The sequence below is a fragment of the Cytobacillus sp. genome, assembly GCF_964223445.1.
Taxonomy (GTDB): Bacteria; Bacillota; Bacilli; order Bacillales; family Cytobacillaceae; genus Cytobacillus.
On record NZ_CAXQGS010000040.1, the window covers coordinates 1 to 23,019 of the forward strand.

Below are 23,019 nucleotides of genomic sequence, written 5' to 3' on the forward strand. Positions count from 1 at the left end.
AGCATGACTTTCAACTTTCATCATTTGAAAGTGGATTACCCTAATGGGGAGAAATGGGCACTCGCTGAATTTGATTTTGGAGCGTTAAAGCAGATTTTATCCAAGTGGCAGACTGAAATGCACAAAGGAAGGGGCTGGAATGCTTTATTCTGGTGTAATCACGATCAGCCCCGTGTTGTGTCAAGATATGGTGATGACCGAAAATATCATCGCGAATCTGCTAAGATGCTGGCGACAGTTATTCATATGATGCAAGGTACCCCTTATATTTATCAGGGTGAAGAGTTTGGCATGACAAACCCGGGCTTTGATAGCATTGAAGACTACAGAGATGTAGAATCATTGAACGTTTATAATATCCTTAAGGAAAAAGGAATGACTGAAGAAGAAATAATTAATATTCTTAAAAGCAAATCACGCGACAATTCCCGGACGCCAGTTCAATGGGATGGTTCTGCAAATGCAGGTTTCACAGATGGGACGCCTTGGATTAATATTGCATCAAATTACAGTGAAATAAATGCCGAAAGAGCATTGAATGACGGGAATTCTATTTTTTATCATTATAAAAAGCTGATCCAGCTTCGCAAGCAGTATGATATTATCACTTATGGAGACTATGAACTGATTTCTGAGGATCATCCTGATGTGTTTGCTTATGTTCGAAATGGTGATAATGAAAAGCTTCTGGTTGTGAATAATTTCTATGGGAAAGAAACTTCATTTATCATTCCTGAACATATTCAAGCAGATGAATATAAAGAGGAGACCTTACTGTCCAATTACAATCATTCACCTTCTGCAGCACAGACCATTAACTTAAGGCCATATGAATCCGTTATCTACTATTTAAAGAAATAAAAATAAAATCCTCCCGCTGTTAACGGGAGGATTTTCACGTGATTTTTTTAAAACAGCATTCCAGCTATGGCAGCACTTAACATAGATGCTAGGGCACCCGCTGCAACTGCCTTCAGTCCAAGCCGTGCAATGTCCTGTCTGCGGTTTGGTGCCAATCCCCCAAGTCCTCCAAGCAGAATACCCAATGAAGAAATATTGGCAAATCCGCAAAGGGCGAAGCTGACGATTGCAACCGTTTTATCAGATAAATTTGGAATATCGGGTGCAAAAGCTGAATAAGCAACAAATTCATTCAAAATTAATTTCTGGCCAATATAATTTCCGGCCTGCACAGCTTCTGACCATGGAACGCCAATTGCAAATGCAAGCGGTGAGAAAACATAACCCAGAATGGTTTCGAGCGTTAATCCTTCGAGGCCAAATAATCCTCCAACCCATCCGAGAAGACCGTTAATCAATGCAACCAGAGCAATAAAGGCAAGAAGCATGGCCCCGATATTCAAAGCCAGTTCCAGCCCGACACTTGCTCCTTTTGCGGCCGCATCAATGACATTGGCAGAATCGCTATCCACTTCCATATCAAATTCTTTAGGCTCTTCTTTATCCTCCGTTTCAGGAAGCATGACTTTGGCCAGTATCAAACCTGCAGGTGCTGCCATAAAGCTTGCGGCCAGGAGATATTCGAGAGGCACTCCCAAAAGGGAATATCCGATTAAAACAGATCCTGCCACAGATGCAAGGCCGCCGGTCATAACAGCAAATAACTCAGATTTTGTCATATTGGCAATATAAGGCCGGACAACAAGCGGAGCCTCTGTTTGGCCCACGAAAATATTTGCTGCTGCCGACATGGACTCAGCTTTTCTGGTTCCGAGAAGCTTTGACAGCCCTCCGCCCAGGATCTTTATGAAAAACTGCATAATCCTTAAATAATAGAGAACAGAAATCAATGATGAAAAAAAGATTACCACAGGCAGAACCTGAAGTGCGAAAACGAAGGTGATTCCAGATTCATCTGTAAAAAGGCCGCCAAATAAAAAGTTTATTCCCTGATTAGCGTAATTGATGATATCGTTTACCTTCATTGTAAGCCATTCTAATCCTTTTCTGCCGCCTTCCCACTTTAAAACGAGAAAGGCGAAAATCAGCTGAATAGCAAGCCCTCCTGCAACAGTTCTTAAACTGATTGCCCTTCTATTGCTTGAGAGCAGGAAAGCGATTCCTAAAACGACAATGATACCGAATATTCCCCAAATAAAATTCATATTTACACCTCTTAACTATGTAATTTTCCCTTGCAGAATGCTTGAGGAAGGGTTCTGGCAGTACTCCTATTCCCTATTGAAACAGCCTATAAAAGCTCAATAGTTGTATTATGTGCAAAAGAAATAAATTAATGAAAAAATTCTATGCATGCAGCATGTATGGGGAAAATAGAAAAAGATGAGCAAGATGCTCACCTTTCCGTATTTTTCTCAATATATTCAAACAGAAAAGACTGACCGTTTCTGTAAAACCGGGGGTCATAGAGGCCAAGCCTTTCATCATCATCAACCAGGACGACAAATGGGGACCATTCATATAGGGTCCTAGCTTCAGGCCGCTGAGAAAACAATTTATCTAAATCGGCAGTTTCTCTTGATTGAAGCACATATTGGGTTTCCTCTTTCTTAAAAAGGTTATCATTAAAGATGGTTACTTCATCCTCTTTTTTGGCAATGACTGAAAAGGTCCATGGAATAAAGTCTGCCGACAGGGCAACTTGATCATATTGATCATTATACTGCTTATAAATAATAAATCCCTGTGTGCTTTGGATCATCACATGAAGAAACATAAAGGCCCATGCCATTTTAAAGTAATAAGGCGATTTTAGCTTGTTTCTTCTTGAAAAAATGTAAGCAATTCCCAGGATGGTCCAAAACACTAAATCAACAATAGGAATCGTGCCAAACGTAATCCTCATATTTGAAAATGGCTCCAAATAACCCGTGCCCCAAGCATTAAATAAATCGCTTGTATTATGTATGAAAACTGCAAGCCATCCCAGCAGAAAAAGCTTCTTATCCTTTACTTTGAAGAGCAGGAAGGACAGGAGAAGAAACAGCAGGGCCCAGACCGGAGTGAGGAAAACTGAATGGGTAATGCCTCTGTGCCACATCTGGTAAAGTCCTTCTGTATCCCATAAGCGGGAGATTACATCAATATCCGGAATTTGGCTTGCCCCGACAGCAGTAAGCAAATACGCCCTCTTGGAATTTTTATCCATATTCCGTTTGTCGACTGCACCGAAAAGGCCCAATCCGAATAATGTATGAGTAATTGTGTCCATTATTAACCTCCTTTTTTATATTTAGTTTCACTATTATAAGCCTGAAAAAGTTTTATAAAAAGAAATATGCAATCTTAAAATGCGTTGCAAACTTTACTTTGGAGCGATAAAATTGAAGGTATTGCAATAATTAAGTGACACATTGATTGCTTTTTAACAAAATTTTCATACAAGTAAGTGAGGAACGAAAATGTCCAAAAATTTTAAAGAAGAAGTTTTATCCCGCCGCACCTTTGCAATCATTTCCCACCCGGATGCCGGTAAAACGACGCTGACTGAAAAACTCCTGTTATTCGGGGGTGCCATTCGTGACGCTGGTACAGTTAAAGGGAAGAAAACAGGCAAGTATGCGACAAGCGACTGGATGGAAATTGAAAAGCAGCGCGGAATTTCTGTTACCTCCAGTGTGATGCAGTTTGAATATGATGGTGCACGCGTTAATATTCTAGATACTCCTGGTCACCAGGATTTCAGTGAAGACACGTATCGTACGCTGACAGCCGTTGATAGTGCTGTTATGATCATTGACTCAGCGAAAGGCATCGAGGAGCAGACACTTAAATTATTCAAGGTCTGCCGAATGAGAGGAATTCCGATTTTTACTTTTATGAATAAGCTTGATCGCCAGGGGAAGGCACCGCTTGAGCTCCTTGCAGAATTAGAAGAGGTCATGGGAATTGAATCATATCCAATGAACTGGCCAATCGGGATGGGAAAAGAATTCCTCGGAATTTATGATCGGTTTAATAATCGAATTGAGCAATTCAGAGTAGAAGAAGAGGACCGCTTTATTTCCCTGAATGAGGAGGGCGAAATAGAGGGAAACCACTCTATTAAGGATACTGGGCTATATGATCAGACTCTTGAAGAAATTATGCTGTTAAATGAAGCGGGCAATGAGTTTTCAAGAGAGAGAATTGCAAAGGGTGAACTGACTCCTGTATTTTTTGGAAGCGCGCTGACCAACTTTGGCGTACAGACATTTCTCGAGTCATATCTTCAATTTGCACCGCCGCCGCAGCCTCGGAATTCTACAGCAGGGGAAATTGATCCGCTGTCAGAAGAATTTTCTGGCTTCATATTTAAAATCCAGGCAAATATGAATCCTGCTCATCGCGACCGGATAGCATTTTTGAGAATTTGTTCAGGCCAATTTGAACGTGGCATGGCTGTGAATATACCAAGAATCGGCAAGTCCATCAAGCTTGCTCAGTCCACACAATTCATGGCTGATGACAGAAGTACAGTCGATTCTGCAGTAAGCGGTGATATCATCGGAATTTATGACCCGGGAACCTACCAGATTGGCGATACGTTAACCACTGGGAAAAATAATTTCCAATATGAACGTCTTCCCCAATTTACACCTGAGCTATTTGTAAAAGTAACTGCAAAAAATGTCATGAAGCAAAAACATTTTCATAAGGGCATCCAGCAGCTGGTGCAGGAAGGCGCCATTCAGCTGTTTAAAACAGTTAAAATGGAAGAATACCTTCTGGGAGCGGTTGGGCAGCTGCAATTTGAAGTTTTTGAACACCGAATGAAAAATGAATATAATACAGAAGTTTATATGGAAAGACAAGGCTCAAAAATTGCCCGCTGGGTAGAAGGCAATGAGGTCAACGAAAATCTTTCCAGTGGAAGAAGTCTCCTGGTTAAAGACCGTTACGACAAAAACGTTTTTCTATTTGAAAATGACTTTGCACTCCGATGGTTCCAGGAAAAAAATCCGGATGTAAAACTATATAATCCGATGGACTCAGAATAATCATGCGGCCTCTTTTAGGGGCCGTTTTTGCTGTTGGTCCCCGTAAATGACAGAGCCTCTCTTCTCTTGCCTTAATTCCTGTATATTCCTATGTCAATCCTATTGACATATTCATCAATAGATAATATAGTATTAACACACATGCTTTAGTGCTAAAAAGCGTTTAAGTTAAAAAGCGGGAAGTTCAATCTCGATTAAAATATAGACTTTGTCCGCAGAAGAAAGTAGAGCAGTTGCCGGCAGCAGATAGAAACTGGATGGGTGATGAAAATCCAGGCAGCAATTGGTCGAAATACAACTGCATCTCAACAGGACATTCTCTTTAAGCGGGTAAGCAGAAATGGCTTATCAATTAGGGTGGTACCGCGGAGCTCCTTCGTCCCTATAGGCGAGAGGGCTTTTTTGTTTGCTCCCGAACTCTGATATTTTTTAGGAGGAATACATTATGCATCAGGAACATGCAGCATTGAATTTGAAGCCGCTGGAGGCGCTTATTGTAACTTTAATAATCCTTGGCGGGATTAGCTATTCTATTATTTTCGCAGGGGCAGTGCCTCATATTCCGGTTGTTTTCGCGATAATGGGGTTAATTGCTTATGGTTTAATAAAAAAAGTATCCATTACACAGCTGGAAAAAGGGCTGATTGAAGGTGCCCAGTCTGGATTAGGGGCGATTTTCATTTTCTTTTTAATCGGCATGCTGATAAGCAGCTGGATGGCAAGCGGAACCATTCCTACATTTATTTATCTGGCTTTGGAAGCTGTTAATGGAAAGTTCTTTTATGCCATTGTGTTTGTGGTAGCATCTGTGATTGGCATGAGCATTGGAAGCTCACTTACGACGGCTGCTACATTAGGAGTGGCCTTTATGGGAGTCAGCTCTGCTTTGGGTCTATCGGATGCGATTACTGCAGGTGCGGTTATATCCGGCGCATTTTTTGGAGATAAAATGTCTCCGTTGTCAGATACAACAAACCTGGCATCATCGACAGTTAAGGTGGATTTATTTGAGCATATTAAGACTATGGCATGGACAACGATTCCTTCGTTTATCATTTCTTTGGCAATCTTTGCTGTGCTGTCACCAGGCGAGGCAGCGTCTGATTTTTCAAAGATTGCCCAGCTGAAAACAACTCTGCTGGATGAGGGGCTGGTACATTGGTACTCCCTAATTCCATTTGTCATTTTGACTATTATGGCCATTAAAAGAGTATCAGCTATCATCACGCTGTCTGCCGGAATTTTATCGGCATTAATCTTAGCCATATTTGTTCAAAACAGCTTCGCATTCGAAAGAATGATGTCATTGCTGTATTCGGGATATGCCTCAAAAAGTGGTTCAGAGGAAGTTGACGCACTATTATCAAGAGGCGGCATGGAAAGCATGATGTTTTCTATTTCTTTGGTATTGCTTGCACTTTCTATGGGTGGTTTATTCTTAAAGCTTGGCATTCTTCCAGCTTTGCTTGAAGGCATCAAAGGAGTATTGAATCGTGTGTCCGCTCTGGTGGCGGCAGCAGCAGGAACAGCAATCGGGATTAACTTCCTGCTTGGTGAACAGTATCTGTCGATTCTCTTAACTGGGAATGCTTTCACGGAACCTTTTGAAAAAGCCGGACTGCACCCGAAGAATCTTTCGAGGATTCTTGAGGATGCCGGCACCGTGGTAAATCCGTTAGTCCCGTGGAGTGTTTGCGGAGTTTTTCTAACAGGTGTACTGGGAGTGGAAACATCAGCTTACCTGCCGTTTGCTTTCTTCTGTATACTAAGTCCGGTTATTACTCTTATCTATGGATTCACTGGTATAAAAATCGAAAAAATTGAGAAATAAGCAGCTGTGTAATGCTGCTTTTTTTCTGTGGGCAAAGAACCTTATTATTTCGAATTTTGAATGATAGAACCTCTTTAAAGTCAAATATAATGTTCTTTATCCCCATTTAACAGCACATTGATTTCTTGCATAGTGATTGCTGCTTTAATATAGTTAAAATGTATTTTAACCAATCATTGCAGCGTCATTTAATTACTGACTTTGAAAGGAGCAGAATGTGTGCGAATAAGTGATTTTTCAATCAAAAGGCCAATCTTTACATTGGTTACGATGTTCTTAGTGCTTATTTTAGGGGTTGTCTCCCTCTTGAATATTCCATTAAAACTCATACCCGATCTGAATCCTCCTGTAGGAGTAGTAGTAACTTCATATCCAGGAGCAAGTCCTGATGAAGTGGTGGAAAAAGTAACAAAGCCCCTCGAGGAAAATCTGGCAACATTGCCGGGGATTAAAACCCTAACCTCCACCTCTCAAGAGAGCGCAAACTTCATTCTGATGCAATTTTCCTGGACTACAGATATAGATGAAATACAAAGTGAGGTTATTCAAAGGCTGGACCAGACACAGCTTCCTGATGAAGCTGATAAACCCCGCTTTATGAAGTTTGATCCTGCCCAGTTTCCGATCATACAATTATCCCTCAGTGCAGATGAGGAGCCTGAAGCATTAAGAAGGCTTGCAGAACAACTGAATCTGGAGCTGACCAAAGTTGAAGGAGTAGCAAGCGTAAATCTCTCCGGAACAGCTATTAAGGAAGTAAGGGTGGAACTTGATCAGGAAAAACTAAGAGATTTCAAACTAAGCCAGGCTGATGTTGTGGATGTAATTGAATCCAATAATATTTCAATGCCAGGTGATCCGGTTTTGACTGAGGGAAAAGAGCTGACAACCAGGATCATTAGTTCCATTGATTCCCTAAATACGCTTAAAAAACTTACCGTAACAGTTGACCCTGCAACTGGCGATAAAGTAAGCCTTGAAGATATCTCAAAGGTTCAGCTGGCCAGCCAGGATGATCGAACCATCACGCGCACAAACCAGTCTCCATCCGTCTTACTGAGTGTCCTGCAGCAATCAGATGCTAATACGGCAGAAGTTTCAAATCAGTTCATACAACAATTGGATGATCTTCTTGAGAAAGAACAATTTGAAAATATTGAATCAGAAATTCTTTTTGACCAGGGAGATTACATAAACCTTGCAATAGGGAATATTTCCAATTCACTGATTCTTGGCGGTGCTTTTGCCATGATTGTGCTATTTTTCTTTTTGAAAAATGTTAAAAGCCCGCTTATTATTGGCATCTCTATTCCCTATTCTGTTATTTTTACCTTTGTTTTAATGTATTTTTCAGATTTCACCTTAAATATTATGACACTCGGCGGATTGGCGCTTGGAATTGGAATGCTGGTGGATAATTCCATCGTAGTTATTGAAAATATTTACCGCCATTTATCAATGGGGAAAGATTCTAAAACGGCTGCCAGCGATGGAGCTAAAGAAGTAGGAGGTGCGATTACTGCTTCAACACTGACGACTGTCGCTGTATTCCTCCCTGTAGTATTTATAACTGGAATCATCGGTGAATTGTTTAAGGAGTTTGCCCTGACCATTTCCTTTAGCCTATTTGCATCTCTAATTGTTGCACTGACAGTTGTGCCAATGCTGGCGAGCAGACTGCTGAAGTCCCCAAAAACAAACATTGAGACAAAACGGCAGGAATCAGGCTTAATGCGTTCACTTGAAAAATCAATTAAATGGTCTTTGCGGAATCGTGCTGTGGTAATAGCGATTACCATGCTGTTATTGGCAGCGGGCAGCTTTGGAATGACCACAGTAGGCACACAATTTCTTCCGAATGCAGATGAAGGCTTCTTTACGGTGCGTATGGAGCTTGAAAACGGCACTGCACTTTCAGAAACAGAAAAGGTTATATCTGCTCTAGAGGAAGAATTAAAGGATGAAGAAGAGGTAGATACATATGTAAGCCTCATTGGAACTACACAGGAAGGATCCTTCCGGGGCTCGAAGAATGCCAATATCGCTGAATTGTATATCAAAATGAAAGGGCTTGATCAGCGGGAAAGATCAACATTTGAATTTGCCGATGATGTCAAAAAGGATCTGGAAAATGCTGCAACAAAGGTTAATGAAACTGCCGAACTCTCATTTAACATGCAATCTTCATCCGGTACAGCTCCGAATACACTGACTTTCAGTGTAAGAGATACAGATCCAAACCGCTTAACGGATAATGTAGATAAAATCTATAATTCATTGAAGGACTTGGATGATGTAACAGAATTATCGACTGACCTTATGGATACCGTTGAAGAAATTCAAATTACTGTGGACCGTGAAAAGGCGCTTGAGCACGGCCTGGCTCCTGCCCAGGTGGCCATGGCAGTAAATGATGTAACAAGGGGCAATCGGGCAACACAAATGATAGATGAAGAATCAAATATATATGGTGTCTTTGTTGAGTACGACAGAAAAGTCACACAGGATATAGATAATTTAAAAAAATTGCTTATAAAAAAGCCTGATGGAAATTATACTTCTCTCAGTGACGTAACGAAAATAGAACGCGGAGAAGGACCGGTCAATATTCAGCGAATCAATCAGCAGGATGCTGTCCAATTTACATTAAAGTACAAGTCTTCAACAAACATGGGTGCCATGTCAAAAGAAGTGGATAAAGAAATTGCTGATCTGGATTTGCCGGATGAAACGGAGATTGTTTTTAGCGGTGACAGGGAGCTGCTGGAATCATCCATTGATGACCTGATTCTGGCCTTTGTACTGGCAATCATCTTTATTTACCTTGTCATGGCAGCACAATTTGAGTCGCTGAAGTATCCGTTAGTTATCATGTTTACTGTGCCTCTCATGGTGATAGGGGTGGCAATTGCTCTTACTGCAACCCAAACACCTATCAGCTTAACTGCAATTATCGGGATTATTGTGCTGGCAGGAATTGTCGTTAATAATGCAATAGTCATAGTCGATTATATAAATCAAAAGAAAGAGAATAGCCTTAGGACCTACGATGCGATAATCATTTCAGTTAAGGACCGTGCAAGGCCAATACTTATGACAGCTCTAACAACTATACTAGGGCTAGTTCCTCTTGCCCTCGGAATAGGAGAAGGAACTGAAATTAACCAGCCTATGGGGATTGCACTGATAGGCGGGCTGATCAGCAGTACGTTCCTGACTCTATTTGTGATACCTGTTGTATATAGTTTCTTTGACAAGGATACAAGGCGGTTAAATAAAATGTATGCAACACCGGATGGCCATTTAGTGCCAGCTTACCTGCTTGAAGAGAGAGTGGGGGAAGACTGGAATCACAATAAAGGTGCAGACGACAAAAATCAGCTACAATCCCCTGAAGAAAGATCCTACAGCAGAGATGATATGGCTGGCATGCTTGAAGAGTTATTAAAAATTGTAAAAGAAGATAATAATGAAAAAAAAGAACACAACAGGGATGAAAATACCTAAACGTATGCGGGCTCCTTCTATTAGAAGGGGCCTTTTGGCATGCTTGTGTCAAAATTGAATTCATTATTTTAATGGGGTTTCAGGAAAATATCTGGAAAATTCTTTTGATAATTGGCCAATAATCAGAGCACAATAAAAGTATCGACTTGTAGCTGGTGGTAATGAAATGAAAAAACTCAGTAAACTAGAAGCAGTTTTTTGGAGTATTGCATTGCCTGGTTTTAGCCAATTATTAATGGGGCAGCTGTGGAAGGGAACATTATTTGTCGCGCTTGAATTTATCATTAATGTATACAGCCATTTTAATTCAGCCATCATGCTCAGTTTTATGGGAGAAATTGATAAAGCGGTTCATGTCCTTAATTATCAGTGGCTCATGTTTTACCCCTGTCTTTACATGTTTGCGATGTGGGATGCATATCGTACTGCTATGCCCGAAAATGAAGAATTATCTTTCCTTCCCTTTGTGTTTAGTGCCTATTTTGTGACAGTAGGACTTATGTACTCAACTAAGCTGAAATTATTTGGAGTCTTTTTTGGGCCGGTCTTTCTTCCCATGCTTTTTGTTATTCCGGGTGTATTAACCGGTCTATTGATCAGATGGATTATTTTGAAATGGAGAAAGCACCCGGTGCAAAGTTAAGATGGCACAAGATTTTATTAATGAAAAAAGCTTTGGCACACTAATCAATTTAGTGATTGTTAAAGCTTTTTTTCTTTTATAAAAATAAAATTTTTTATTAACCCCCAAAAATCTCTTTCATGATTCCGTACAGTTGTAATGAACAAGCGGCCGCTTTAATTAAATTCTGAGGTGAAATCATTGAAATTTTTATCCAGCAAAGAAATGAATAAAATCGCAAAAAGCGCACTAGCGCTAGTGATTGCAGGAACATTCACATTTTCAGCCGCAACAGCTTTTGCGAATGAAAACAAGGAAGATGCAGATTTTGAAACAGTTGAAATAAAAAATGATCTGTCAGCTGAATCCACTGAAAATGCTAAAGAAAAGCTTGATGAAAATGAATCAGAAGCCCCATCTCTATTGCCTGGAAGCTTCTTCTACTTTGCAAAGCTTGCATTGGAAAAAGTGAAGCTTGCTTTAACTTTTGATGACATTAAAGATGCAAAATTGCTTGCAGGATATGCAGCAGAGCGCATGGCTGAAGCAGAAGCACTTTTGGCTGAAGGAAAAGAAGAAGAAGCTTTAGAAGCAATAGAAAAAGCACTGGAACAGATGGAAAACGCTGATACCATCGTTGATGAAGCGAATGAAGACCAAGAAAAATCAAAACCAGGTGAGGAGGACAACGGTAATCTAATTAGCGAAAGCGAATTAGCTGAAGATGCTGATCCTGCTGAAGACCCTGCAGACAATGTGGATATTTCTGATAATGGCACGTTGGAAAAGGAACCTGAAGATGAAGTAAAAGAAGCCCTTGCACAGAATATCATTGCCCTTCAGGCAAATCTTGCTAAGTTTTCAGAAAGATTCGATGAAAATCATCCTGCCATTTTAGCGATGCAAAAAAACATTGCTAAGTTCTCTGAAAAATGGTCTGAACAAGTGATAGATGAAAAGGAATCTGGGCAAGCTACAGAAATTGCGCCTGCACCGATTAAATCTGAAGATGCTTCTTCTGGAACTGAAACAGCAGAAAATCCGGAGAAAAAGATTGATAAATCAGCTCCTGAAGAGACAAATGTGTTACCTGAAGTTTCCGTGAAGGTGTCTAAAGAAGCAAAAGATGCAGCTAAAGCTGAGAATAAAAAAGCTCATGAAGAGGCAAAAGTTATAGAAGCCCAAAAGAGAGCGGAAGCAAAGGCGGCACGTGAAGAAGCTAGAAAAGCAGAAAAGGGAGCACGCGAAGCAGCTAAACAAGCTGAAAAAGAAGCACGTGAGGCAGCTGGGAAAGCAGCAAAAGAACAGCAGGTAAAGAAGATTCAAGAAAAGCAGGCAGAAGCAAAGAGACATGCCGGCAAAGGAAAAGAGAAAGCTGAAGCAGCAAAAGGTCAAGGCAAAGAGAATAAAGACAACTGATTTTAGCTGGAAAGTAAAGCACTTCGAGGCTTACATTTCCTTAGCAAATAAAACCACCCTAAAAAAAATAATCTGGACACCGTATGATATAATGTGTTTTGAAAAGAGGTGGGGCTATTGCTAAGTTTATTGTTTATGGCGAAGAAGCGTAAAAGAACGCTCGAAGAAACGGTAGAGTTAATACAGCATGGAGATACAGCATTAAATAATGAGCTAATTGAGTCATATAAGCCGTTTATTGCTAAAACAGTATCATCAGTCTGCAAGAGATACATACATGAATCAGATGATGAATTCAGCATTGGTCTCATCGCATTTAATGAAGCCATTCAAAAGTACAGTCCTGATAAAGGGAGTTCATTGATCAGTTTTTCGGAAGTGCTGATTAAAAGGCGGGTTATTGATTATATCCGCAAGCAATCCAAATTTCAGAATCTTAGTTTTAATGGAGGCTCTAATCTGGATGATGATGATACAGGTTCGGCGATTGAAGACGAATTGTCCATTGAAGACTTCAGGAAAAAAACGGATGAGGAACTGAGAAAAGAAGAAATCCTCCAGTTTACACAGATTCTTCAGGAGTTCGACCTTACTTTCAGCGATTTGATCGAGCAGTCTCCAAAACATGCTGATGCACGAAAAAATGCGATGACTGTAGCCAAAATTCTGGTTGAAAATGATGAACTCAAAAATATTCTTTATGATAAAAAAAAGCTGCCGATAAAGCAGCTGGAGAGCTATGTATCCTTAAGCAGAAAAACAATAGAGAGAAACAGGAAATATATAATTGCCATTTCACTAATATTAACGGGTGATTATGTCTTTCTGAAGGATTATATCAAAGGGGTGTTGGAAACGTGAAAACAGGAATTATCATGGAAATAAACGAACGTTTTTTAACACTATTAACCCCGGAAGGAGAATTTCTGCGTGCTCGAAATCAAGATGGGGCATATGCACTTGGCCAGGAAATTGAATTCTTCCCAATAGAACTGAAAAACGGAAAAAAGTCATCGCCTTTAACTATTTTTAATCTATTTAAAGGAAAAGGATTAATGGCAGCAGCTTTTGCACTAATGCTCGCAATCGTTTCTTTTTTGCCGTTCCTGCAAAACGATGAAGTGTATGCATATATGTCAATAGACGTTAATCCGAGTATTGAATTAGGGGTCAATCAAAAATATCAGGTAGTAGAACTCGTGCCTTATAATGAAGAAGGAGAATTCATTATCCAAAACATCAAGGACTGGAAAAAAAACAGTATTCATGAGGTAGCTGACAAAATTCTTCTTCAGATAAAGAAACAGGGCTATTTTAAGGAAAACAAAGAGGTAGTCATTGCTGCCGTTTATACAGAACAGAGTAAAGAAGCGGATAAGCGCATTCAGGAGGAACTGGCAGATATTAAACAGGCTGCACAAAAAGAGCAGCTTGAAGTAACTTTACTGGAAGCAAGTGAAGAGGAAAGAGAAGCTGCTATAGAAAAAGGGCTCTCACCTGGATTATATAAAGAAAATAAATTAAAAGCTGACGCTGACAAGAAAGAAAAACCTGAACCTGCGAATCCGGTTAAACAGACAGATAAAGAAATTCATCCTCCGCAAAAGCCGGAAGAAAATACGCAAAGCCAATTAAAAAAGCAGGAGAAAGCAGAAGATAATAAAGAACAACCTGCTGTTCCAGGGCAAATAAAGAAATCTGAGAACCAGCAAAATAACAGCGGTAATTACAAAGGAAATAATCCTGGAAGAGGGCACGATAATAAAGAAAAGAAAGATCAAGGAAATAACGTAAAAGCCCAAAAACATCAAAATCATCCAAGCGAAAAAAAAAATAATAAAGCTAATGAAAAAAGAAATAACCCCGAGAGAAATCCCAAAGAAAAAGAAAATGGGAAAAACAAAGGCGGGAATGGTCCTGAGAGAAACCATAAAGATAGGGACAATCGCAATAATTCAAGCGGAAATAAACAGGGAAAACACCATGAAAGAGGAAATCGATAAGAATAAAGTCCGGAGACAGCTCCGGACTTTTTCCATTATATGAAGTTGTTATTTATTATTTTGACCGGACATTTGTGCCTGGGCTTGCTGAACTAATCGCTTAGTAATTTCTCCGCCTACAGATCCGTTAGCCCGGGATACAGTATCAGAGCCTAATTGAACACCAAATTCCTGGGCAATTTCATATTTAACCTGGTCCATGTATTGTTCAATCCCAGGAACTAAAAGCTTATTGCTGCTTCTTGCCATTGTATTCAACTCCTTTTTATTGGTCTTACAGAGTTTATTTTCCCTCTGTATTTGTAGTATGAATTAAAAAGGGAGTTTCATAAGTGGAAATATTTCGGCATAAGCAGTTTCTTTACTTTTCTTTATCAACAGCAGCTTCCAGAAGAATATCTGCGATATGAACAGCCTTTACGTTTCCGGATAAACCTTCCCGTTCTATCCCCAGCTTCATTTGCAAAAGACATCCCGGATTAGAGGTTACAATTACTGCCGCATCTGCCGACTTGGCCTGGATCATTTTTTGATCAAGTATTTGCATAGACATTTCAGACTCAACAATATTATAAATACCGGCAGAACCGCAGCATCTGTCTGCATCCTTCATTTCCCTGAATTCGATGCCCTTAATTGAATTCAGAAGGGTGCGCGGGGCTGTTGAGGTTTTCATGACATTTCGCAAATGACAGGAATCCTGGTAGGTTATGATCTTCCCTGGAAGCACAAGATTAACTTTTTGGTGAAAGTCAAGATCGTATAGAATTTCGCTGATATCTTTGAGTTTTTGTGAAAACTTTACAGCTCTTTCATGCCATTCCCGGTCATCTTTAAGAAGATGGTCATAGTCAATAAGGAATGCTCCGCATCCGCCTGCATTTGTTATGATATAGTCTGCGTCCAGTTTCTCAAAAGCCTCTATGTTCCGCTTTGCCAAGTTTTTGGCTCCCTGTTTTTCGCCGCTATGGCCATGAAGAGCGCCGCAGCAGGCTTGATTTTGAGGAATATGGATTTCACATCCTGCAAGCTGCAGAAGTTTTATTGTCGCATTATTGGTTTCCAGGAACATCGTATCCATTAAACATCCAGTAAAAAACGCGGCTTTTTTTACAGGTTTATCTGCTGAGAGATAGGATGGCCTATTTTTCATTTCTTTTAGTTTTGGCACTTGAGGAAGTACCTTTTCCATGGCCGTGAGGTTTTTTGGAAGCCAATTCAGCATTCCTGTTTTTCTGGCGGCCGATTGCAGACCTGAACGCTGATAAAAGCCTAATAGGCCGGCAGCTGCCCTCATTCTGTCCTGGTGGGGGAAAAGCCCATTAAAGACCAAACTGCGAACAGCTTTGACCGGAAGCGAGTGTTTCTTATTCTGATTAATAATATCCCTCGCTTCTTCCAGCAAGTGGCCATATTTTACTCCTGAAGGACAAACAGGCTCGCATGCACGGCAGCCCAGGCAAAGATTAAGAGATCTCTCTACATCTTCATCCGGTTCAATTAATCCGTCAGCAACAGCTTTCATTAAAGCGATTCTTCCCCTTGGGGAGTGAGTTTCTTTAAAGCCTGACTCGACATAAGTGGGGCAGGAAGGGAGGCAGAAGCCGCAGCGCATGCAATTCAGCATCTCATCTTCATCCATTCGGTTCTTAAATTCTTCCTGAATGATTGTTTGTTCTTTTAATGTTGTCATTGGGCAACCACCACTCGTTTTCTGTTATCCTTGGCAAAAACTTTGCCAGGATTAAGAATGTTATTGGGGTCTAATGCAGACTTAACTGCTTTCATTGCATCAATCCCTGCCTTGCCCAGTTTTAGTTCAAGATATGGAGCTTTCATGACCCCTACTCCATGTTCGCCTGTTATTGTCCCGCCAAGTTCAATCGCCTTGATAAATATCTCTTCAAAAGCTTTTTCAACCCGTTCCATTTCATCACTATCCCGGGCATCTGCGGGGCAAGTAGGGTGCAGGTTTCCATCACCGGCATGGCCAAACGTACAGATGGCAAGTTCGTATTTCTTGGAAATTTCATTAATTGCCTTTACCATGTTAGCAATTTCAGATCTTGGTACTGTGGCATCTTCAAGAATGGTTGTCGGCTTAAGGCGTGCAAGAGCCGATAAAGCGGCACGCCTTGCAGTCCGCAAGGCTTCTGCTTCCATTTCAGAATTTGCGAGCTGTACAGATACAGCCCCATGTTTTTTGCAGATTTCTGCCATTTTCTGCATATCCTTTTCTACAACCTCAATCGGACCATCCTGTTCAATAAGGAGTATAGCTTGGACATCTGTTGGCAATCCAATTTGTGCAAAATCCTCAACTGCCTTTAATGTAGGCTGATCTAAAAATTCAAGGGTGGCGGGAATGATTTTGTCTGCGATGATTTTTGAGACTGATTTTGCAGCTTGTTCAAGATCCTGATACAGAGCGAGCATTGTCTTTTTTGACTCTGGAAGCGGGATTAGTTTTAATGTTGCTTCCGTAATAATTCCCAATGTTCCTTCAGATCCAACCAGCAGTCTGGTAAAATCATATCCTGCCACGTCTTTCGCAAGCTTGCCGCCCGTTCTAATGATGTCTCCGCCCGCAAGTACAGCTTCCAGCCCCATCACATAGTCCCTTGTAACTCCATATTTCAGTCCGCGCAGTCCGCCTGAATTTTCATTGATGTTTCCTCCGATTGTGCTTATTTTCATCGAACTTGGATCAGGTGGATAAAAAAGCGCTCTTGCTTCAACCTGGTTAATCAAGTCAAGCGTGATGACACCGGGCTGTACTGTAACCGTAAGATTTTCTTCATCAATTTCAATGATTTTATTCATATGCTTAAACAGGAGAACAATCCCGCCTTCTGTAGGGCAGGTTCCTGCACATAAATTGGTTCCTGATCCCCTTGGTACGATTGGAATTCCTGAGCTGCTGCAAATCTTGAGGATACTCGAAACTTCCTGAGCATTTCGCGGACTGATCACTGCATCGGGCATCGATTGGAAATTTGGTGTTGCGTCATATGAATAAGCAAGACGCCCTGCTTTGGAGTCATCATAATTATCAGCTCCGACAACGGCAATTAATTTTTCTTTTATTTGAATATCAACCAAATGGATCCTCTCCTTTATGAAGCTGGCCTTATCTATTTCTTTAAGTATAAAAAAAGCAGGGAACTCCCTGCTATGGTTAACAATACAAATATTGATGTGTATTTTAATTATTTTTTGTACCTTCATCCAAAAGTTTTACCGCTATGAAAAGTTTCATTAAATCATTCAAATTAGATGTATATAGCCCGGAAAGATCTGATATTTTCTTGAGTCTGTAATGAAGGGTGTTAATATGTATATGCAAGGCTTCAGCAGTATTTTTCAAGGAGTGATTTTGCCTGAATAGTTCCTGAAGGGTTATCATAAGATCCTGTTCATTCATGAATGTGCCGATCGTTCTTTCTATAAAGTCCTTTTTAGTTTCTGGAGACAGATCATCAAATATCATTTCAATGGTTAAATCCTGATCAAATATGATGGTGCCTCGGTCTTTTGCGATTTTTAAAGCTCGCTCCGCCTGCATAAATGAATCAGAAAGGCTGAAGGGGGGCAATGGTTTACCGGTGCCAATGCTTACTTCAGCAGCTAGAAGATTTTCAAGAAAACGATGGAAGCGGGTGACCCTTTCTCTTATCCTATTTTCTTTTTTTGCTGAAGATACCCCGGCTAAAAGCACAATTCGATCATTGCCCCAGCGAATCAGAATGTCATGCGGACCTGCTTCTTTCCACGATAAAATTCTATTCCATAAATCCCGATGAAGCAGTTGGCTATTTTGCCTGAATTCTGCGATTGAAACCTGTCTGTCTACAGCCAGATTTATTTTCAGCAGATGAGCCCGTTCTTTGAATGCAGGATCCCAATCTTTGGTCTGCAGCCAGTCGAACATAAAACCTTCCAGTGCACGGGCCTGCCAATCGAGCTGCTCTGCAAAGTAACTTTCACTGATAAATAACTCTGTTAGTTTGCGGATGATTTCTGCGAATGGGGAAATTTTATTGGGATTTCCGGTTATGCCAATAACTCCAACTGTTTCTCCGTTAAAAAAGATCGGCAGGTTAATGCCCGCTTTTACACCCTGAAGGCGTGACTGATCCTCCCTGGTAATAATCAGCTTTTCTTTATTTTTCATGCTAAGAAGTGCTCCTTCATGAAAACTGCCTATTCTGTCTGCATCTGTACTTGCTATGATTACCCCGCTGGTATTGGCAACTATGATATCTTCCTGAAGAAACAGACGAACTTCAGCTATTATTTTTTCAGCCAGGTCAGGCAACAACATGTCATATCTCCCTTTGATTTTTTGACTTTATTATATATAAATAAAAAACTTCCTGCGAATTTTCTAATATCCCTTTTAAAAACCGGGTATATTCATTATGATAAGGGTTAGAAAAATTTTGAAGGGGACAGGTATGATATGTGGAAAGACGTAAGAAGTTGGCTGGATAAACTAACACCTGCCCAAGTAATATCCGGATATTATTTATTGGCAGTATCTGTATCGGTACTTTTATTAAGAATACCGGCTGTACATAAAACAGGAGTGGAGGTTGCATTTATTGATACGGTTTTCACAGCTGTCAGTGCAGTCAGTGTGACCGGTCTGTCTGTGGTTGATATATCAGAAACATACAGTGTTTTTGGTTATTTTGTCATCATGTTCATCCTTCAGTTTGGAGGAATAGGGATCATGGCGCTGGGCACATTCTTTTGGCTCCTGCTTGGCCGCAAGATTGGATTAAGAGGACGCCGCCTCATCATGGTCGATCATAATCAATATGCCTTGTCAGGCCTTGTCAATTTAGTGAAAGAAATCATTAAAATAATATTGGTAATTGAAACGCTAGGTGCGCTCATATTGGGTTTTCATTTTCTAAAATATTACCCTGCATGGGATGATGCATTTCTGCATGCGCTGTTCGCCTCTGTCAGTGCAACAACCAACGGAGGCATGGATATAACAGGAGCCTCTCTTAAACCATATGCCGGCGATTATTTCGTGCAGCTGATCAATATTATTCTGATTACGTTAGGAGCTATAGGTTTTCCTGTACTTATTGAATTAAAGCAATATTTATTTCGGAATAAATGGGATCAGGAACCATCTTTTCGCTTCTCCTTATTTGCAAAATTGACGACTGTGACGTATGCCGCCCTTCTTGTGTTTGGTACGGTTATATTGCTCATCATGGAATTCAATCAATATTTTAAAGGCATGAACTGGCATGAAAGCTTCTTTTATGCATTCTTCCAATCCGCCACGACCAGGAGCGGCGGACTATCAACCATGGATGTAAATGAGTTTACAATGCCTACCCTCATCATAATGAGTATATTGATGTTCATCGGGGCGTCCCCGAGTTCTGTCGGAGGGGGCATCAGGACGACTACCTTTGCGGTGAATATCCTTTTTATATATCACTTTGCCAAAGGAAATCGGGATATAAAAATATTTAAAAGAGAAATTCATGAAGATGATATTCTGAAGTCCCTTGCTATCACATTGCTTGCTATTGGAATGTGTTTTCTCTCTGTTGTCATTTTAAGCATTACAGAGAAGCAGATGGAGCTAATAGAAATAATTTTCGAGGTTTGTTCAGCTTTTGGTACTACGGGTCTATCGTTAGGAATCACACCTGAATTATCAATGATCGGGAAATGTATCATAATGGCCTTAATGTTTATTGGAAGAATTGGATTAACGTCCTTCTTATTTATTATAGGCGGCAAAGAAAAACAGCCTAATTTTCATTATCCTAAAGAGCGCGTTATTATTGGCTGAAAAAGCAGCCCGGAAGACTATTCCGGACTGCTTTTTTCCGTCTCTAAGCCCATTGCGTATAAGCTTGGGCTTTTCTTATTAATCCGTCCCGCGGCTGACATCTTTAGTAGGATGCATGAATGGGTATCCTTGAGGCGGCTTTTTGCTTTCAAGGAGTTCTTTGTTTTCAGATGTATTCCAGCCAATATCATTTGTCGGATGAATCCAATCCTCACCTGCCATCACCGCAGGATCTGTTTCATCGCTCCAGTTTTCCAGCGGTGAACTGTCCGAAGAATAATAACTGTCCCCAATGGTTACGCCAAAAGAATTCTTGAAAGGAGGCTGAAGTTTCATGCCTGTGTCTTTAAAGCTCGGTGCTTCTATTTGATGTGGCAGTGTCTCATCAATGCCAATGCTTTTGTTACCTTTCTTCTTTTTATTAGTCATATCGCTCATTCCTTTTTACTTTATTTTCTGCACCGCAGCAAAATTTATGATTGTAAAATAAGGAAGACTCAGATAGGGATGAAACCGTGTTTTTTACTAAAAATAAAGCTGTGTTAAACCTTAAAATGGATTTAACACTATGAATTATAATTCAGGAGGAGATTGGGATGGCCAAACGAAAAGCTGAGTATAATGCCGTTGAAAAATACAGCAAAACGCCTAAGAAGAACCTTCAGGAATCAGAGTTTTCAGCAGAATTCAGCCAGGGAGAGACTCCCATGAAAATGGCTAACCGCAACTCCAAGCATGGGAGAGAGGGAAGAGTCTAAGTGGATCATAATAAACCACGAAAAAAAGACCGCCAAAATGGCTCGGGCAATGTAGAATTCGGTATGGAGTTTGGTGATATAAATTCCGGAAAACTTTATGAACTGCCATTTATGAACCGTGATAAAGATAAAAAGAAAGATCGGGATAAATGCTAAAAAACCGGCAGATTCCTGCCGGTTTTATCAATCATGTAAAGGGCCAGTAAAGATGGAAACTTTTTCTGTGCTTGAGTCGAAATAGGCAAGCAGAACAGAGTCATTCTTTTCAATTATTCCATCTTTATTATATTTTTCAATATCAAAAGAAAATTTTTCACTTAGGGTATGTTTGTAAATTTCTTTTTCATTCAGCTGAAGGCTTAAGAAGCCTTCTCCCAGCTGGATTGGATTTTCAAGCAGGGACTGGTATAGCTTTGATCTCTCGGATTTTTCATAGCTTGGCTGCCACCAGGGTTTTCTAGGTTTGTATTTTTGTTTTGAAATATAGTCAATCTTCATAAGGCCTTCTGCTATATCCAAATCAGCAATTTCTTTTGATTGCAGGAATTCAAAAAGGCGTTTGAAAAGATCCTCAAGCTGATGGCCAATTCTGGACCATCCTTTTTGCTCCCAATAACTTCCGAATTCCTGGAAGAAATCGAATGGAGTGGGAAATACTTTTGTAACCAAATATTCAACGGTCGCATCCATCCTATGATCATTCCAATATTTCTCTAAAACATCTTCAACTTGTTTAATGCGGATGATGTCATCAAAGGATAAAACATTATTTCCAAGTATTTCATATGGTGAATGGTCCATATAAATATATTGATGATCTTCTGCTCTCAATCGAAGCCCGGTGCCTCTCAGCATTTTTAAGAAGCCGAGCTGGAGCTCTTCGGGCCGCATTGCAAAAACATCATTAAAGGTTCTTTTGAATGAATCATAATCTTCCTCAGGCAGTCCGGCAATTAAGTCAAGGTGCTGGTCGATCTTTCCACCATCCTTTACCATTGTGACTGTGCGGCAAAGCTTTGCAAAATTCTGCTTCCTCATGACCAATTCATTCGTATAGTCGTTTGTCGACTGTACGCCAATTTCAAATCGGAATAATCCTGCCGGAGCTTCCTTGTTTAGAAATTCAATTACTTCAGGCCTCATGATATCTGCAGTGATCTCAAATTGAAAAACTGTTCCCGGCAGATGTTCATCGATTAAAAATTGGAACATTTCCAAAGCATAACTGCGGCTTATGTTGAATGTACGGTCCACAAATTTAAGGGTTTTTGCACCATTCTTCATTAAATATCGGATGTCGTCCTTAATTTTTTCCCTGTCAAAGTATCGCACACCTACTTCAATTGAGGAAAGGCAAAACTGGCAGCTGAAAGGGCACCCCCGGCTGGTTTCTATATAAGTGACCCGTTTAGAAAGGTGGGGAATATCTTCTTCAAAGCGGAATGGTGAGGGCAGCTCGCGCAAATCCAGCTTATTCCGCTGCGGATTAATACGAACCTTGCCATTTTCCCTGAAAGCAAGACCATGCACATTTTCCATATTCATTTTGCCATTCAGTTCTGTCAGCAGCTGTTTGAACGTTTCCTCACCTTCACCGATAACAATGTAATCAAATTCTTTTATATTTTTCATCCAATCTGCAACATCATATGTCACTTCAGGTCCTCCAACTGCAATATGAATGGAGGAGTCAATCTTTTTTATCATTTTAATGACCTTTATGGTCTCTTCGATATTCCATATATAACAGCTGAATCCGATCACATCAGGTTTTTTGCGGACCAGATCTGTAACGATATTCATCACCGGATCTTTAATAGTATATTCGGCTAATTCCACATCGAAATCAGGCTGTGCGTATGCCTTCAGATAGCGGATCGCTATATTTGTATGAATGTATTTGGCATTAAGCGTACTGGCGATAACTTTCATTTATTTTGAACTCCCTTTTTAGCAACTTAAACATCATATAATTGTATCATATTTTTGAATGAAAAAAAGGAAGTAAAACATTGACATATGCTAAGGGAGATAAACTATACTAATTATTATAATATTTATAAAAATTAAACGATTTTCATTAAACCTATA

19 protein-coding genes are annotated in these 23,019 nt (G+C 40.2%); 11 read left to right on the forward strand and 8 right to left on the reverse strand.

Features of this window, described 5'->3' with window-relative positions; all coding sequences use genetic code 11:
* Positions 1-861: alpha-amylase family glycosyl hydrolase (locus tag ACEQ1T_RS06125; RefSeq protein WP_370222097.1), on the forward strand; the 861-nt coding region annotated here is incomplete at its 5' end.
* Between the two features lie 47 nt (positions 862-908).
* Here the strand turns inward: ACEQ1T_RS06125 and ACEQ1T_RS06130 are convergent.
* Together ACEQ1T_RS06130 and ACEQ1T_RS06135 are read right to left on the reverse strand one after the other, a co-directional pair.
* Positions 909-2,126, reverse strand: coding sequence for a NupC/NupG family nucleoside CNT transporter (locus tag ACEQ1T_RS06130; RefSeq protein WP_206835610.1), 1,218 nt, complete (start codon positions 2,124-2,126; stop codon positions 909-911).
* 191 nt (positions 2,127-2,317) lie between these two features.
* Complete coding sequence (locus tag ACEQ1T_RS06135; RefSeq protein ID WP_370222098.1) at positions 2,318-3,193, reverse strand: metal-dependent hydrolase; 876 nt, start codon at positions 3,191-3,193, stop codon at positions 2,318-2,320.
* A 190-nt stretch (positions 3,194-3,383) separates the two neighbouring features.
* On the opposite strand from ACEQ1T_RS06135, the gene ACEQ1T_RS06140 reads away from it, so the two are divergent.
* From ACEQ1T_RS06140 to ACEQ1T_RS06170, 7 genes are all read left to right on the forward strand, one after another.
* Positions 3,384-4,961: a peptide chain release factor 3 gene (locus tag ACEQ1T_RS06140; protein ID WP_370222099.1), complete on the forward strand. Its 1,578-nt coding sequence runs from the start codon at positions 3,384-3,386 to the stop codon at positions 4,959-4,961.
* A gap of 445 nt (positions 4,962-5,406) precedes the next feature.
* Positions 5,407-6,792, forward strand: a complete 1,386-nt coding sequence (nhaC, locus tag ACEQ1T_RS06145) for a Na+/H+ antiporter NhaC (protein WP_370222100.1) — start codon at positions 5,407-5,409, stop codon at positions 6,790-6,792.
* A gap of 219 nt (positions 6,793-7,011) precedes the next feature.
* Complete coding sequence (locus ACEQ1T_RS06150) at positions 7,012-10,299, forward strand: efflux RND transporter permease subunit (RefSeq protein ID WP_206835622.1); 3,288 nt, start codon at positions 7,012-7,014, stop codon at positions 10,297-10,299.
* 166 nt (positions 10,300-10,465) lie between these two features.
* Positions 10,466-10,942 (forward strand): hypothetical protein, encoded by a 477-nt coding sequence (locus ACEQ1T_RS06155; RefSeq protein WP_206835624.1) that lies wholly within the window; start codon positions 10,466-10,468, stop codon positions 10,940-10,942.
* 171 nt (positions 10,943-11,113) lie between these two features.
* Positions 11,114-12,340, forward strand: a complete 1,227-nt coding sequence (locus ACEQ1T_RS06160) for a DUF5667 domain-containing protein (RefSeq protein WP_370222101.1) — start codon at positions 11,114-11,116, stop codon at positions 12,338-12,340.
* A 117-nt stretch (positions 12,341-12,457) separates the two neighbouring features.
* Entirely contained in the window at positions 12,458-13,201 is a 744-nt protein-coding gene (sigI, locus tag ACEQ1T_RS06165; protein ID WP_206835630.1) for an RNA polymerase sigma factor SigI, read from the forward strand.
* Positions 13,198-14,343 carry an anti-sigma factor domain-containing protein gene (locus tag ACEQ1T_RS06170; protein WP_206835634.1) on the forward strand — a complete coding sequence of 382 codons (1,146 nt, stop codon included), beginning with the start codon at positions 13,198-13,200 and terminating at the stop codon, positions 14,341-14,343. Before sigI ends, ACEQ1T_RS06170 begins: the two co-directional genes overlap by 4 nt.
* 48 nt (positions 14,344-14,391) lie before the next feature.
* Here ACEQ1T_RS06170 and ACEQ1T_RS06175 read toward each other — a convergent pair whose 3' ends face one another.
* From ACEQ1T_RS06175 to ACEQ1T_RS06190, 4 genes are all read right to left on the reverse strand, one after another.
* Positions 14,392-14,592 (reverse strand): alpha/beta-type small acid-soluble spore protein, encoded by a 201-nt coding sequence (locus ACEQ1T_RS06175; protein ID WP_206835637.1) that lies wholly within the window; start codon positions 14,590-14,592, stop codon positions 14,392-14,394.
* A 112-nt stretch (positions 14,593-14,704) separates the two neighbouring features.
* Positions 14,705-16,036, reverse strand: coding sequence for a (Fe-S)-binding protein (locus tag ACEQ1T_RS06180; RefSeq protein ID WP_370222102.1), 1,332 nt, complete (start codon positions 16,034-16,036; stop codon positions 14,705-14,707).
* The gene (glcD, locus tag ACEQ1T_RS06185; protein ID WP_370222103.1) at positions 16,033-17,445 is read right to left on the reverse strand and encodes a glycolate oxidase subunit GlcD; all 1,413 of its coding nucleotides are present in this window, start codon (positions 17,443-17,445) and stop codon (positions 16,033-16,035) included. Before glcD ends, ACEQ1T_RS06180 begins: the two co-directional genes overlap by 4 nt.
* Positions 17,446-17,548: 103 nt before the next feature.
* A complete protein-coding gene (locus ACEQ1T_RS06190) occupies positions 17,549-18,667 on the reverse strand; it encodes a CdaR family transcriptional regulator (RefSeq protein WP_370222104.1) in 1,119 nt (372 codons plus the stop codon).
* Between the two features lie 138 nt (positions 18,668-18,805).
* On the opposite strand from ACEQ1T_RS06190, the gene ACEQ1T_RS06195 reads away from it, so the two are divergent.
* Positions 18,806-20,170, forward strand: a complete 1,365-nt coding sequence (locus ACEQ1T_RS06195; protein WP_206835647.1) for a TrkH family potassium uptake protein — start codon at positions 18,806-18,808, stop codon at positions 20,168-20,170.
* Positions 20,171-20,248: 78 nt separating this feature from the next.
* On the opposite strand, the gene ACEQ1T_RS06200 is transcribed toward ACEQ1T_RS06195, so the two are convergent.
* The gene (locus ACEQ1T_RS06200; protein WP_206835648.1) at positions 20,249-20,599 is read right to left on the reverse strand and encodes a DUF3905 domain-containing protein; all 351 of its coding nucleotides are present in this window, start codon (positions 20,597-20,599) and stop codon (positions 20,249-20,251) included.
* Positions 20,600-20,766: 167 nt separating this feature from the next.
* Between ACEQ1T_RS06200 and ACEQ1T_RS06205 the strand changes: the two genes are divergently transcribed.
* Both ACEQ1T_RS06205 and ACEQ1T_RS06210 read left to right on the forward strand, forming a co-directional pair.
* Entirely contained in the window at positions 20,767-20,928 is a 162-nt protein-coding gene (locus tag ACEQ1T_RS06205) for a hypothetical protein (protein WP_370222105.1), read from the forward strand.
* Positions 20,929-21,084 carry a hypothetical protein gene (locus tag ACEQ1T_RS06210; RefSeq protein WP_206835652.1) on the forward strand — a complete coding sequence of 52 codons (156 nt, stop codon included), beginning with the start codon at positions 20,929-20,931 and terminating at the stop codon, positions 21,082-21,084. It begins immediately after the preceding gene.
* A 27-nt stretch (positions 21,085-21,111) separates the two neighbouring features.
* On the opposite strand, the gene ACEQ1T_RS06215 is transcribed toward ACEQ1T_RS06210, so the two are convergent.
* Entirely contained in the window at positions 21,112-22,860 is a 1,749-nt protein-coding gene (locus ACEQ1T_RS06215; protein WP_370222106.1) for a B12-binding domain-containing radical SAM protein, read from the reverse strand.
* Positions 22,861-23,019 lie beyond the last annotated feature (159 nt).

Excerpts from the sequence above, each read along its gene's own strand:
- ACEQ1T_RS06130 (WP_206835610.1), bottom strand. The coding sequence starts at position 2,126 with ATGAATTTTATTTGGGGAATATTCGGTATCATTGTCGTTTTAGGAATC.
- ACEQ1T_RS06135 (WP_370222098.1), bottom strand. The coding sequence starts at position 3,193 with ATGGACACAATTACTCATACATTATTCGGATTGGGCCTTTTCGGTGCA.
- ACEQ1T_RS06140 (WP_370222099.1), top strand. The coding sequence starts at position 3,384 with ATGTCCAAAAATTTTAAAGAAGAAGTTTTATCCCGCCGCACCTTTGCA.
- nhaC (WP_370222100.1), top strand. The coding sequence starts at position 5,407 with ATGCATCAGGAACATGCAGCATTGAATTTGAAGCCGCTGGAGGCGCTT.
- ACEQ1T_RS06155 (WP_206835624.1), top strand. The coding sequence starts at position 10,466 with ATGAAAAAACTCAGTAAACTAGAAGCAGTTTTTTGGAGTATTGCATTG.
- ACEQ1T_RS06175 (WP_206835637.1), bottom strand. The coding sequence starts at position 14,592 with ATGGCAAGAAGCAGCAATAAGCTTTTAGTTCCTGGGATTGAACAATAC.
- ACEQ1T_RS06180 (WP_370222102.1), bottom strand. The coding sequence starts at position 16,036 with ATGACAACATTAAAAGAACAAACAATCATTCAGGAAGAATTTAAGAAC.
- ACEQ1T_RS06190 (WP_370222104.1), bottom strand. The coding sequence starts at position 18,667 with ATGTTGTTGCCTGACCTGGCTGAAAAAATAATAGCTGAAGTTCGTCTG.
- ACEQ1T_RS06195 (WP_206835647.1), top strand. The coding sequence starts at position 18,806 with ATGTGGAAAGACGTAAGAAGTTGGCTGGATAAACTAACACCTGCCCAA.
- ACEQ1T_RS06200 (WP_206835648.1), bottom strand. The coding sequence starts at position 20,599 with ATGACTAATAAAAAGAAGAAAGGTAACAAAAGCATTGGCATTGATGAG.
- ACEQ1T_RS06205 (WP_370222105.1), top strand. The coding sequence starts at position 20,767 with ATGGCCAAACGAAAAGCTGAGTATAATGCCGTTGAAAAATACAGCAAA.
- ACEQ1T_RS06215 (WP_370222106.1), bottom strand. The coding sequence starts at position 22,860 with ATGAAAGTTATCGCCAGTACGCTTAATGCCAAATACATTCATACAAAT.